Source organism: Mangrovimonas yunxiaonensis (assembly GCF_000733475.1).
In the GTDB taxonomy this organism is placed as follows: domain Bacteria; phylum Bacteroidota; class Bacteroidia; order Flavobacteriales; family Flavobacteriaceae; genus Mangrovimonas; species Mangrovimonas yunxiaonensis.
This window is the reverse complement of the sequence record NZ_JPFK01000002.1, coordinates 1-13536: the sequence shown is the minus strand read 5'-3', so window position 1 is coordinate 13536 and position 13536 is coordinate 1. Positions and strand designations below refer to the sequence as shown.

At 39.5% G+C, this 13536-nt stretch carries 13 protein-coding genes; 9 read left to right on the top strand and 4 right to left on the bottom strand.

Annotated features, from left to right (window positions below; all coding sequences use genetic code 11):
• Positions 1-43 precede the first annotated feature (43 nt).
• The 7 genes from porQ to IA57_RS00040 all read left to right on the top strand — a co-directional run bounded on the left by porQ (position 44) and on the right by IA57_RS00040 (position 6646).
• Complete coding sequence (porQ, locus tag IA57_RS00070; RefSeq protein WP_036117578.1) at positions 44-1072, top strand: type IX secretion system protein PorQ; 1029 nt, start codon at positions 44-46, stop codon at positions 1070-1072.
• Complete coding sequence (cmk, locus tag IA57_RS00065; protein WP_036117576.1) at positions 1069-1764, top strand: (d)CMP kinase; 696 nt, start codon at positions 1069-1071, stop codon at positions 1762-1764. The genes porQ and cmk overlap by 4 nt, the downstream gene beginning before the upstream one ends.
• 182 nt (positions 1765-1946) lie before the next feature.
• Positions 1947-3785, top strand: a complete 1839-nt coding sequence (rpsA, locus tag IA57_RS00060; protein ID WP_036117573.1) for a 30S ribosomal protein S1 — start codon at positions 1947-1949, stop codon at positions 3783-3785.
• Positions 3786-3916: 131 nt separating this feature from the next.
• Entirely contained in the window at positions 3917-4456 is a 540-nt protein-coding gene (gene pyrR / locus IA57_RS00055; RefSeq protein ID WP_036117571.1) for a bifunctional pyr operon transcriptional regulator/uracil phosphoribosyltransferase PyrR, read from the top strand.
• A gap of 9 nt (positions 4457-4465) precedes the next feature.
• Positions 4466-5395: an aspartate carbamoyltransferase catalytic subunit gene (locus tag IA57_RS00050; protein WP_036117568.1), complete on the top strand. Its 930-nt coding sequence runs from the start codon at positions 4466-4468 to the stop codon at positions 5393-5395.
• A 5-nt stretch (positions 5396-5400) separates the two neighbouring features.
• Positions 5401-5733 (top strand): hypothetical protein, encoded by a 333-nt coding sequence (locus tag IA57_RS00045; RefSeq protein WP_036117565.1) that lies wholly within the window; start codon positions 5401-5403, stop codon positions 5731-5733.
• Position 5734: 1 nt separating this feature from the next.
• Entirely contained in the window at positions 5735-6646 is a 912-nt protein-coding gene (locus tag IA57_RS00040) for a ribonuclease Z (RefSeq protein ID WP_036117563.1), read from the top strand.
• On the opposite strand, the gene IA57_RS00035 is transcribed toward IA57_RS00040, so the two are convergent.
• Positions 6615-7052 carry a hypothetical protein gene (locus tag IA57_RS00035; protein ID WP_036117560.1) on the bottom strand — a complete coding sequence of 146 codons (438 nt, stop codon included), beginning with the start codon at positions 7050-7052 and terminating at the stop codon, positions 6615-6617. The genes IA57_RS00040 and IA57_RS00035 overlap by 32 nt on opposite strands.
• A gap of 82 nt (positions 7053-7134) precedes the next feature.
• On the opposite strand from IA57_RS00035, the gene pdxH reads away from it, so the two are divergent.
• Both pdxH and IA57_RS00025 read left to right on the top strand, forming a co-directional pair.
• Positions 7135-7785 (top strand): pyridoxamine 5'-phosphate oxidase, encoded by a 651-nt coding sequence (gene pdxH, locus IA57_RS00030; RefSeq protein WP_036117557.1) that lies wholly within the window; start codon positions 7135-7137, stop codon positions 7783-7785.
• Between the two features lie 165 nt (positions 7786-7950).
• Positions 7951-8445, top strand: a complete 495-nt coding sequence (locus tag IA57_RS00025; RefSeq protein WP_036117554.1) for a CAP domain-containing protein — start codon at positions 7951-7953, stop codon at positions 8443-8445.
• A gap of 315 nt (positions 8446-8760) precedes the next feature.
• On the opposite strand, the gene IA57_RS00020 is transcribed toward IA57_RS00025, so the two are convergent.
• The 3 genes from IA57_RS00020 to IA57_RS00010 all read right to left on the bottom strand — a co-directional run.
• On the bottom strand, positions 8761-10671 hold the full coding sequence (locus IA57_RS00020; RefSeq protein ID WP_036117551.1) for an OmpA family protein: 1911 nt from the start codon (positions 10669-10671) through the stop codon (positions 8761-8763).
• An 11-nt stretch (positions 10672-10682) separates the two neighbouring features.
• Positions 10683-11609 (bottom strand): PorP/SprF family type IX secretion system membrane protein, encoded by a 927-nt coding sequence (locus tag IA57_RS00015; protein WP_036117547.1) that lies wholly within the window; start codon positions 11607-11609, stop codon positions 10683-10685.
• Positions 11610-11622: 13 nt separating this feature from the next.
• On the bottom strand, positions 11623-13536 hold a 1914-nt coding region (locus IA57_RS00010; RefSeq protein WP_036117545.1), incomplete at its 5' end, for a gliding motility-associated C-terminal domain-containing protein.

Genomic DNA, 13536 nt, shown 5'->3' with positions numbered 1-13536 from the left:
CTTGCAGACGTTTTAAGATAGATTTAGTTATTTTGCATCTTTTATGTCAAGAACCTTTACCCTTTCTTTGTTTTTTATATTGCTGGTTGGCGTGGTTAAAGCACAGGTTGGTGGCGAGACAACCTATCAATTTCTTAATTTGGTAGCCTCTCCCAGACAAGCTGCTTTAGGAGGCAAAGTACTTACCAATGTCGATTACGATGTGACTCAGGCATTATACAACCCGGCAACCATAAATGTTGCAATGGACAACCAATTGGCGGTAAATTATACCAGCTACCTTGGGGGTATAAATTACGGAACGGCTGCTTATGCCTATACCTGGGACCGAAGAACACAAACCCTTCACATAGGTGTTAATTACATTAATTACGGGCAGTTTGATGGCTACGACGAATACGGGAATGCGACCAATAGTTTTACCGGGAACGAAGCAGCCCTATCGGTAGGTTATGCCCGCCAAATAGGGTATTCCGATTTTTATTTGGGAGGAAACCTAAAACTAATCACCTCTAAACTAGAGCAGTATAATTCTTTTGGTGCTGCAATTGATGCAGGTCTGTTGTACATAAACGAAGACATAGAATTTCAAGCGTCCTTGGTGGTGCGTAATGCAGGTGTGCAAATAACCACCTATGCTGGGCAAAACGAACCGTTGCCGTTTGAAGTCGCTTTTGGAATGTCGCAAACCCTAGAAAATGTTCCGTTGCGGTGGCACCTAACCTTCGAGAACTTGCAGAAATGGCCAATAGGAGTGGCCAACCCAGCACGCGCCGAAAGCGATTTAGAAGGTAACCAAACCCAAGACGACGTAAGCTTTTTTGGAAATGTTTTACGACACACCATCATAGGAGCCGAATTGTTCCCTAAGGGCGGATTTAACATCCGATTGGGGTATAATTTTAGACGAGGGGAAGAATTGCGTATTGTAGACCAGCGTAATTTTTCTGGTATCTCGGCAGGATTAGGACTAAAATTTGGTAATTTTAGGTTTAGTTACACCCATGCGCGTTACACCAGTGCCGCTAATGCCAACTTTTTTGGCATGCAAATAGATTTAAACGGCCAATGAAAAAAATTACAATAGCCATAGACGGCCATTCATCAACAGGTAAAAGTACCGTTGCCAAGCAAATTGCAGCGCATTTGGGATACACCTATGTTGATAGTGGAGCCATGTATAGGGCCGTCACGCTTTTTGCCATGCAAAACAACCTTATAAGTGCAGCTGATTTTAAGGTGAATGAGCTAATAGGCAGTCTACACGATTTAAAAATCGATTTTCAGTTTAACCCCGACTTAGGCTTTTCAGAAGTTTATCTAAACGGTACTAACGTAGAAAATCAAATACGCACGTTGGCCGTATCGTCATTTGTAAGCCAAGTGGCGGCCATTCCAGAAGTACGTTACCAACTGGTTAAACAACAACGCCAAATAGGCGAGGCCAAAGGGGTGGTTATGGATGGTCGCGATATAGGAACTGTGGTGTTTCCAAATGCAGAAGTTAAAATTTTTATGACGGCTTCTGCCGAAGTTCGGGCTCAAAGACGGTTCGATGAGCTAATAAACAGAGGAGATAAGGTTGTTTTCGATGAGGTTTTAAAAAATGTAAAAGAACGTGACTATATCGATTCGCATCGCGCAAACTCGCCGTTAACAAAGGCCGAAGATGCCATTGTAATCGACAATTCGGCACTTACGCCAGAAGCCCAATTGAATAAAATACTTCAAATTATTCAAACGGCTTTAGAAACAAAAAGATAAGCCTTTAATTTTTAAGGTGCTAACATTAGGCTAATTGCATAAAAAGTTGTATTTTTGCACACCTTTTTTCAACGAATAATCGGAAAAGAGAAAAGGCGCTAAAACAACTTTTTATAAAACACTTCTGTGTGTGTCGTTTTAAATTTTCCGTAGCCATGCAGAATACAAATTTTAATCAGCACATGGCTGACAAAGCAAAACAAGCCGAAGTTGAAGCAACTGAGGTAAAAACAGCAGAAGCTCCAGAAGTACAAATTTCTGAGGCTCAAAAAAATCCAGAACAATTTTTAAAGGACTTTAACTGGCACAATTACCAAGAAGGTATTGATGAGGTTGAAGATTCTCAATTACAAGAGTTCGAGCAATTAGTTGCCGAGAACTTTGTAGACACTTTAGATGATGAGGTTGTTGAAGGAGAAGTAATCCACATTACAGATCGCGATGCCATTATCGACATCAACGCAAAATCTGAAGGCGTAATTTCTTTAAACGAATTCCGTTACAACCCAGACCTAAAAGTAGGTGATAAAGTAGAGGTGTTAATCGATGTTCGTGAAGATGCTACAGGACAATTAGTATTATCGCATAGAAAAGCACGTGTAATTAAAGCTTGGGATCGCGTAAATGCAGCCCACGATAACGGCGAAATCGTTAAAGGTTTTGTTAAGTGCAGAACTAAAGGTGGTATGATCGTTGACGTATTTGGTATTGAAGCGTTCTTGCCAGGATCTCAAATAGATGTGAAGCCAATTCGCGATTACGATGCGTATGTAAACAAAACTATGGAATTTAAGGTGGTGAAAATCAACCACGAATTCAAAAACGTAGTGGTGTCTCATAAAGCGCTTATCGAAGCCGATATTGAAGAGCAAAAGAAAGAAATTATCAGCCAATTAGAAAAAGGTCAAGTACTAGAAGGTGTTGTGAAAAACATTACATCTTACGGTGTGTTTATCGACCTTGGTGGCGTAGATGGTTTAATTCATATTACAGACCTATCTTGGTCTAGAATTAACCACCCTAACGAAATTGTAGAATTAGACCAGAAACTTAACGTTGTAATTCTTGATTTCGATGAGGATAAATCTAGAATCCAATTAGGTTTAAAACAATTAAGCAAGCACCCATGGGATGCTTTAGGTGAAGACGTTAAAGTAGGCGATAAAGTAAAAGGTAAAGTAGTTGTTATTGCAGATTACGGTGCCTTTATTGAAGTTGCAGAAGGCGTAGAAGGTTTAATTCACGTATCTGAAATGTCTTGGTCAACACACTTACGCTCTGCACAAGATTTCGTATCTGTAGGAGACGAAGTAGAAGCAGAAATCTTAACCTTAGATAGAGAAGAGCGTAAAATGTCTCTTGGTATTAAGCAATTAACACCAGACCCATGGACAGACATTACTACCAAGTACCCAGTAGGATCTAAGCACAAAGGAATTGTACGTAACTTTACAAACTTTGGTGTGTTTGTTGAATTAGAAGAAGGTATTGACGGGTTAATTTACATCTCAGACCTATCTTGGACTAAGAAAATTAAGCACCCAAGCGAATTCTGTAACGTAGGAGACGAATTGGAAGTTGTTGTTCTTGAGTTGGATGTTGAAGGACGTAAACTAAGTTTAGGTCACAAACAAACAACAGACAACCCTTGGGATAAATACGAAGCTGAGTTTGCTGTAGGAACATCTCACACAGCTGAAATCTCTGATATCGTAGACAAAGGTGCTACAATCGAGTTTAACGAAGATATCGTTGCTTTTGTTCCATCACGTCACTTAGAAAAAGAAGACGGAAAGAAACTTAAGAAAGGCGAAGAAGCAGAATTTAAAATCATTGAGTTCAACAAAGAATTCAAACGTGTAGTTGCTTCGCATACCGCTATCTTTAGAGAAGAAGAAGCTAAAATTGTTAAGGCTGCTGCTAAGAAAGCTGCAAACGCCGCGGCAGAAGCAAAACCTACTTTAGGCGATGCTAACGAAACGCTTCAAGCCCTTAAAGATAAAATGGACGGTAAAAGCTAATTTGCTTTCGCTATTCTAAAATAAAAAAGAGCCTTGCAAAATCTGCAAGGCTTTTTTTATATACGTATTTTTAGATTGTACCCTACACTTTTTTACCGTAACTTTGCTTTTTAGATACTTTTGGTTACAATATGAGTCATAAAGCTTTACTTAGTGCAAAAGAGGTAAACATCATTCTTCATCGACTGGCCTGTCAACTTATTGAAAACCACCACGATTTTAAAAACACCGTATTAATAGGCTTGCAGCCTAGAGGAACGTTTTTAGCCCAAAGGTTAGCCGATATTTTAAAGCATGATTACAAGATAAAAGACATAAAATTGGGCTTTTTAGACATTACATTTTACCGTGATGATTTTAGAAGGGGCGAAAAAATACTTGAAGCCAATACCACCCAGATTAATTTTTTGGTCGAAAATAAAAAAGTGGTGTTTATTGATGATGTGTTGTATACCGGAAGAAGCATAAGAGCAGCATTAACCGCCATACAATCGTTTGGTAGGCCTAATGAAATTGAGCTACTAACCCTAATAGACAGAAGGTTTAGCAGGCATTTGCCCATACAACCTAATTATAGAGGAAGGCAAGTAGATGCCATTAACGAGGAAAAGGTTAAAGTAAAATGGCAGGAACACGATGGGGAAGATGCTGTATATTTAATAAAGAACTAATTGTATACCATGAGCGAGTTAAGTGTAAATCACTTGTTGGGAATAAAATATTTAAAAAAATCTGATGTTGACTTAATTTTTGAAACAGCAGATCATTTTAAGGAGGTTATTAATAGGCCCATTAAAAAAGTACCTTCACTAAGGGACATTACCATAGCCAATCTTTTTTTTGAAAACTCAACACGAACAAAACTCTCTTTCGAATTGGCAGAGAAACGCTTGTCGGCAGATGTTATAAACTTTTCGGCAGCGCAATCTTCAGTAAAAAAAGGAGAAACCTTAATCGATACGGTAAACAACATCCTTTCCATGAAGGTCGATATGGTGGTTATGCGCCACCCCAACCCGGGAGCAGGGGTGTTTTTATCCAAACACATAAACGCCAGTATTGTTAACGCCGGCGATGGTGCCCACGAACACCCTACCCAAGCACTTCTGGATTCGTACTCCATAAGGGAACGCTTAGGAGAGGTAGGTGGAAAAAATGTGGTTATTGTTGGCGATATTTTACATAGCAGGGTGGCCCTTTCTAACATTTATGCCCTTCAATTGCAAGGGGCTAACGTTATGGTTTGTGGTCCTAAAACACTGCTTCCAAAATACATCGATAAATTGGGGGTAAAGGTAGAAACAAACCTTAAAAAAGCTTTGGAATGGTGCGATGTAGCCAACATGTTACGTGTGCAAAACGAACGTATGGATATTAACTACTTTCCTTCAACAAGAGAGTATTCGCAGCAATTTGGGGTTAATAAAGCATTGTTAGACACCTTAGATAAAGAAATTGTTATTATGCACCCAGGCCCTATTAACAGGGGCGTGGAAATAACAAGTGATGTTGCCGATTCTGATCAAGCCATTATCTTGGAACAGGTCCAAAATGGTGTTGCCGTTAGAATGGCTGTTATTTACTTATTGGCTTCTAAAATAAAACAGTAATTATCATGATTATAGACAGAAACGGTAACATAACCGTAATCACTCAGGAAAAAGCTTCAGTTATCGAGTTGGTCAAGAAGTTGGACGTCATGTACAACGGATTTAAAAACGATAACATTGTTGTAAGTTTAACAGGCTTAAAACCTGTTTCGCTTCAAGATGTGGTCGAATTTTTAAAAATCTCTAACGACCATAGAGCAGCCAAGAATTCTTTTGTTGTGGTGGCTAGCAACGCCAATTTTGATGAGATGCCCGACGAAATTGTTGTTGTGCCAACCCTAAAGGAAGCATACGATGTTATTGAAATGGAAGAAATGGAAAGAGATCTAGGCTTCTAATATGAAATTAACCATTTTAGGCTGCCATAGTGCCACACCAAGAATTAATACCAACCCTACGGCCCAAGTATTAGATATAAAAAACCATGTGTTTTTAATAGATTGTGGCGAAGGAACGCAAGTGCAGCTTAGAAAGAATAAGGTTAAGTTTAATAGAGTTAAGCACATTTTTATCTCGCATTTGCATGGCGACCATTATTTTGGTCTGGTCGGATTAATTTCTACTTTTAGGCTGCTAACAAGAGAGGCCGATTTACATGTTTATGGCCCCAAAGGCCTAAAAGAGGTTATTACGCTACAGATGAAGTTGGCAGACTCATGGACCAACTACAATTTATTTTTTCACGAACTCACATCCAAAGAGCCAGAAGTAATCTATGAGGACGATGCCGTAGAAGTTAGTACCATTCCATTAGACCACAGAATTTACACAAACGGGTTTTTGTTTAAGGAAAAACCGGGAGAACGCACCTTGCGGTTAGGAGCTGCACTTGATGCAAACATCGATAAGGCTTATTTTAGAAAATTAAAACAAGGCAGCGATGTTATTAATAATGACGGGGTTTTAATTAAAAACACCGAAGTTACCTTGCCGCCACCAAAACCTAAAAGTTATGCCTTTTGTAGCGACACGGCTTATAACGAGGCCATCGTGCCAATAATTAAAGAGGTGAGCGTGTTGTACCACGAGTCGACGTTTTTAGAGCAGCACGAAAAACTGGCAAAGCCCACAAAACACAGCACGGCAAAGCAAGCCGCAGCAATAGCCAAAAAAGCAGAGGTAGGCACTTTGGTTTTAGGGCATTACTCTACACGCTACGACAATTTAGAAGCCTTTAAAAAAGAAGCGCAAACAGTTTTTAGTGGTGACATAAAACTCGCTAAAGAAGGTGAAGTGTTTTATTTTGATTAAACTCCCTTAAATTCTCTACCCATTCAATAGCTTGTTCTAAGCTGGTACATCGCTTAAGGCTTTTGGTGGAGAACCTTTTTTCTAAGGTGGCATTTATATAATTCATTTCAGAATAAGAAATAATAGCGCTAGCCATAATAAAACCAAACTCTTTATTAAAGTTAATCCACAAATGTGGCTCAATAGAGTAGGAGTTTACCCTATTGGAGATATAGGCCAACTTTTTATTCGGTCCATAGTGGGCTTTAATTTCAGCGATAACCTCTAGTATTTTTTTCCAATCTAAATGAATGCCTTCATTCAATTCAGAAATTAAAAAATGGTCAAGAAAGTAAAAATCACCAAAGGAGAGGCTTATTTTTTTATGTTCATAACTCTTAAAATAGGGGCTATTCTCAAACGTCATTTTAAACAAAATTTTCTCTAAATTTATGTTAATTTTATGAGGTTAAAAAGTAAAATAAATTAAAATAAAAATAGCACATATAATGGATAGAGACTTAGGTAGTTATAGACGATCGTATGAAAAACACAGCCTGACAAAAGCAGAAACTCCCAGCGATCCCATGGTATTATTTAATGCGTGGTTTAAGGATGTAGAAGAGCAATTTTCTGAGGTCGAGGCCAACGCCATGACATTGTCTACAATTGGAGCAAGTGGCTTTCCGGAAAGCAGAATTGTTTTGTTAAAACACATTATGGATGGCCATTTTGTTTTTTTTACCAATTACAACAGCCATAAGGGCGCTTCTATATTAAATAACCCCAAAGTTTGTTTGTCTTTTTTCTGGCCCGGTTTAGAACGCCAAGTCATTATTAAAGGCCAGGCTAAAAAAACCTCAAATGCTGTAAACGATGAGTATTTTTATTCCAGACCAAAGGGTAGCCAGTTAGGAGCTTGGGTTTCCAACCAAAGTGAGGTAGTTAAAAACAGGTCGGTTTTAGATACCAAATTAGAAGCTTTAGAGGCGGAGTATGCCAATAAAAGTATAGAACGGCCAAGTTGGTGGGGTGGGTATATGGTTTTGCCGTTAGAGCTTGAGTTTTGGCAAGGAAGGCCTAACCGCTTGCACGACAGAATTGTATATACAAAAAATGAAGAAACAGGCGAGTGGGGTAAAAATCGATTATCTCCATAAAAAAGACGATTAAAGGTTGTTTTTGTGTAAAATCAAGAATATCTAAACGTTAAAAAGCATTAAAAATCGATGAAATACATGTGTTTTATCGATTTTAACATTTTGTTAACATTTTATTTTAAACAGGATGATAACTTTACTAAACCAAATCTATCATGCTTAACAATGAAACGTTACAACTTATTCCCTTTAATGGCGCTGTTATGTTTGCTCTCTTTTTCTTGTTCAACAGAACAAATCGATGAGCAAGCACACGACACAGCTTCGGAAGTAGCTGCACCCCAAGCCAAACAAATAGAAATAGAAATATTAGAGCTTATTAATAATTATAGGCTTAGCGAAGGGCAAAATGCCTTGCAAGAGATGAACATTATTAAGTCTCAAGCGTATTCTCATACCGATTACATGATTGCGCAAAGCAACGTATCGCATGATAATTTTTCAGAAAGAAGTAGTTTTTTAATCAACAATGCTGGAGCACTTAATGTTTCAGAAAATGTAGCCTATGGGTATTCGTCTGCCGAGTCGGTTGTTAATGCTTGGATAAATAGCCCGGGCCATAGGGATGTTATGCTTGGAAACTTTACGAATTTTGATATTTCGGCAGAAATGGACAACCAAGGGAAGTGGTATTACACAAACATTTTCATTAAAAAATAAACTAAGGATAATATGTAAGCTATATTATTGTTTAACAATTTTTGTTGTTAATTTTAGATTTTCATGTTAATCATGAATGACAAGGCCGCTTTTAATCGAGCGGCTTTTTTATGGCATATTATTAAAGTTTAAAAGCCACTCTAGATAAGAGTGGCTTTTAGGTAATAAGGGAGTAGAAAATTCTAATATGTAAGCTATAATAATTATAATTAACCAAGAACTTATTACCTGTATGGTAAAACAGTATTTAAGCCAAGTAAGGAGTCTCAGACTTGGCTTAAATACGTTTTATAGGTTATAAATAAATAGGGGGGGCTATTCTTCTGTTGGAAGAATTAAAAATTTAGATCGTCTATTTTCTTGGTGCTTTTCTTCAGAACATTCTACACCATTGGCACATTCGTTTACAAGTTGCGATTCGCCATAGCCTATGGCGCTCTCTATACGCTCTGCTGCGATGTTTCTGGATAATAAGTAATCTCTGGTCGATTTCGCTCGACGATCTGAAAGTTTCATGTTGTACTTGTCGCTTCCACGGCTATCGGTATGCGATTCTATTTTAATAACCATGTCTGGATGTGCACGCATAACCGAAACAATATTCTCTAGTTCGTAGGCAGCATCTGGTCTGATATCCCATTTGTCAAAGTTAAAGAAAATAGGGTTGATTACAATTTCGTTATCATTGATAAGCGGTATGAGGTATAAATCCACCAGATGTTCTTTTTCGTGTTCTTCGGTGGTTTTAAGTTCCTTTAAATCGTCTTTGTAGTCTTGTTTGCTTCCTAAAATATTATAGGTTTTATTGCAGTCAACCTCAAAGGAATATTCGCCCTGTTCGTTGGTGGTTACTGTTTCGGCAATCTTGCCTGCTTCGTCAATTAATTGTACTGTAGCTAAGGCTAAGGGTGCATTTGTTTTACTGTCTTTTACAACGCCTTTAACAATTTGCATGCATACATATTCGTGAAAGCCATAAATGTCGTCACTTCCGTTTCCGCCTGGTCTGTTAGATGCAAAATAGCCGCGGCCATCTTCATCTTCAAAATAGGCAAAATCATCATAACCACTATTGTATGGTGCTCCAAGGTTAATGGTTTCGGCAGCTTCATCTTTAATAATGTTAGATTTAAAAATATCTAACAGGCCTAGGTTTAAAAACCCATCTGAGGAGAAGTAAAGCGTACTGTCTTTTGCAACATGCGGAAACACTTCGCGTCCTTCGGTGTTTACTTTGCTTCCCAAGTTTTCAACAGCACCATAAGAACCATCGTTGTTAATGGCTACTTTATAAAGGTCTGTTTGTCCATAACCTCCATCGCGATCCGAAACAAAATACAGGGTCTTATTATCGGGGCTTAATGCAGGGTGACCTGTAGAGTAAACATTATCGTTAAATGGGAGCTCTACAATATTGGACCACGTGCTATCAATAAGTTGGGCTTTGTATATTTTTAAGTGTGTGGTGCCGGCTCTGTCGTAAAGCAGCCTGTTTCTTTTGTTAACATTGTCCCTAGTGAAATACATGGTTTTTCCATCGTTGGTAACGGCGGCATTGGCTTCGTGGACGTTTTTTCTGTCTCGGCCTTCAAAGGTAAGCCTTGTCGCATCTGTAAGCTCTATTTTTCCTTCAACAACGGTTTTTGTGGCTTGGTAGAGATCTAGGTGAGGCTCGCCATTCCATTTATAAATTTCGTTGTCTGTATTTCTAGAAGATGAAAAGTACAGTGTGTTCCCTAACATAAGTGAGCCATAATCGGCATACTTAGAGTTGATGGGTAAGTTGGTTATATCGACATTAACCCCTTGAACCGATGCCAGTTCGTTATATAGGTGTAGGTTGCTTCCGTCTAATTCTTCAACTCTGCTGTCATCCGATTGGATTTCCTTGAACTTAACCAGCCATTCGTCGGCTTGTTCATAATGGCCAAGACTACGTTGGGTTTGTATGTACTTGTAAAGGTACTCTGGGCCAATTTTATGGTATTTATCCAAAGCCATTTTATACCATTTTGCTGCTTCTTCGGGGTTGGAGTTGTTGTAGTAACAGTCTCCTAGGCGGGTAAGCACATGCTCGGAATCTTTTCCTTTGTTATAGGCTTCTTGGTAAAGTTCGGCTGCTTTTAAATAGGCGTACTTTTCAAAAAACTTGTCAGCAACTTTTTCTTGCGAAAAGATAAGAGAGCTGCTTAATGCTAGTATTGTAAGTATAACTTTTGTTCTCATGCTGTTCGTTTTTAGAAGTATCTAGGTGATTTAACTCTTTTTGTTTTAAATAATTCAAACATGATTAGAATTTCATGTGTTCCGCCAACATAATCGTTAATTTCAGAAAGCGGGTATTCGTATGCATAACCAATTCTCAATTGTTTAGAGACTTGAAAATCTGCAATCCCACCAAGGGCAGCTGTATTTTGGTTTAACCTGTAACCAGCGCCTAACCAAAACTTTTCGTAGAATAGAAAGTTGGCCGTCAGGTCGTAAGAAAGCGGTGCGCCATTGGTCGCTTTTACTAAAAAGGCGGGTTTTAGTTTGGTGTTTTGGCTTAAATCAAACACATACCCTCCCGTAAAATAGTAGCTTATTCTTTCTAATGCGGCATAATCTTGACCGCTATCGCTATCGTGGTAATCATTTGTAAAAATTCTAGGTGCCGAAAGCCCTAAGTACCATCTATTGGTATGCCAATATAGACCGGCACCTATGTTTGGGCTCCATCTGTCTTCAATACCGTAAATGTTAGGATCCTGGGCATTGGGGTCTAAGGCTTCTCTATCCAATCGATAACTGGTAAGGCCGGCTTTTAACCCTAACGCTAATTTTGTTTTTACACCAGTGTTAATAGTGTAGGAGAAATCGCCGTACATGTACGAAAAATGCTCATCTCCAAGCTTGTCGTTTATAAACGAAAAGCCCAATCCAATTTTTTCATTCCTTAAAGGCGAGTGTACCGATAGGGTTTGTGTAATAGGCCCCCCAGAGAACCCAACCCATTGGCTTCTGTGAAGCCCCACAATGCTTAAGGTCTCTCTACTGCCTGCATATGCAGGGTTTATAGAAATTGTATTGAACATGTACTGGGTAAACTGAGGCATCTGTTGGGCCACCCCTAATGTCGTACTCAGCAGCGCAATAGCAACTATAGAATTTCTAATAGATTTCATAGGTTATAGCTTTTTATTTGGTTCCTACGTAGATATGTCCTGTAATTGGCTCAAATCCACTGTTTCTTAAATTAACAATGTAATAGTATGTTCCTGTTGGTACTTTATCTGCCGTACCAATTGCTGCCTTGTGGGCACTTCCATTCCAATTGTTTTGATAGTTTTTGGCGTCAAAGATTTTGGCTCCCCAACGGTTAAATATCATTACGTCTATTGTAAATCCGCAATCTTCTGCACCAAGTATTTCAAAATATTCGTTCCATTGGTCACCATTAGGCGTAATGGCTTTTGAAATGGTAATGTCTTCTTTTGAACATTCTATTGGCAACACAACGCAGTCGTCGTTAATGTCTAGAACAACTTCTGTTGTGGTAAAGCAGCCAAATGTATCAGATACCGAATAGCTAAATACGTATTCTCCAAGATCTAATAACGAAGGATCAAATATACCGTTGATAATATCACTAGGCGTTATGTTACCCGAAACGATATTCCAATCAGCGTTGTCATCCGTAGCATTAACATAGTCGTAAAGGTCTATATCGCCATCATCTGTACATCTGCTGTCGGTTATTGTTAATACGGTTTCAGAAACGGTTACAAATACATTTTGCGTAAATATATTCTCATTTCCACAGGCATCGGCAACGGTCCATGTCCAAACAATATCATAATTGTTGTTGGAACCATCGAACGTGGTCGCTTCTGAAAAATCAATGACACTAACTTCAGAACAGTCCTCAAAACTTAAAGTTGTAGGCTCTGGAATGTTGTCACAGTTCACAGAGATGTCTGACAAATCGGTTGTAACCTCTGGCGCAGTAGAATCAACTATTGATATCGTCTGAACGGCCGTGGTTGTATTGTTACACGCATCAACTAGCGTCCATGTTCTGGTGATGATGCTCTCCGAAGCACAGTTACCATCGGCAACGCTATCGCTATAAGTGGCTTCTAGTCCAGTGGCACAGTTATCGGCTTCATCAGTCACGTCACCGGTTAAGGTCAAGTCGGTTGAATCCTGGTCACACTCGATGGTGATATCAGCAGGCGCGGTAAAGGTAGGCGCTGTGGTATCAACAACCGAAATGGTCTGAACGGCAGTCGTCGTATTGTTACAGGCATCTACTAGGGTCCATGTTCTGGTGATGATGCTCTCCGAAGCACAGTTACCATCGGCAACGCTATCGCTATAAGTGGCTTCTAGTCCAGTGGCACAGTTATCGGCTTCATCAGTCACGTCACCGGTTAAGGTCAAGTCGGTTGAATCCTGGTCACACTCGATGGTGATATCAGCAGGCGCGGTAAAGGTAGGCGCTGTGGTATCAACAACCGAAATGGTCTGAACGGCAGTCGTCGTATTGTTACAGGCATCTACTAGGGTCCATGTTCTGGTGATGATGCTCTCCGAAGCACAGTTACCATCGGCAACGCTATCGCTATAAGTGGCTTCTAGTCCAGTGGCACAGTTATCAGTTTCATCGGTTACATCGCCGGTTAGGGTCAAGTCGGTTGAATCTTGATCACACTCGATGGTGATATCAGCAGGCACGGTAAAGGTAGGCGCTGTAGTATCAACAACCGAAATGGTTTGAACGGCAGTCGTCGTATTGTTACAGGCATCTACTAGCGTCCATGTTCTGGTGATGATGCTCTCCGAAGCACAGTTACCATCAGCAACGCTATCGCTATAAGTGGCTTCTAGTCCAGTGGCACAGTTATCGGCTTCATCAGTCACGTCACCGGTTAGGGTCAAGTCGGTTGAATCTTGATCACACTCGATGGTGATATCAGCAGGCACGGTAAAGGTAGGCGCTGTAGTATCAACAACCGAAATGGTCTGAACGGCAGTCGTTGTATTGTTACACGCATCTACTAAAGTCCATGTTCTGGTGATGATGCTCTCCGAAGCACAGTTACCATCAGC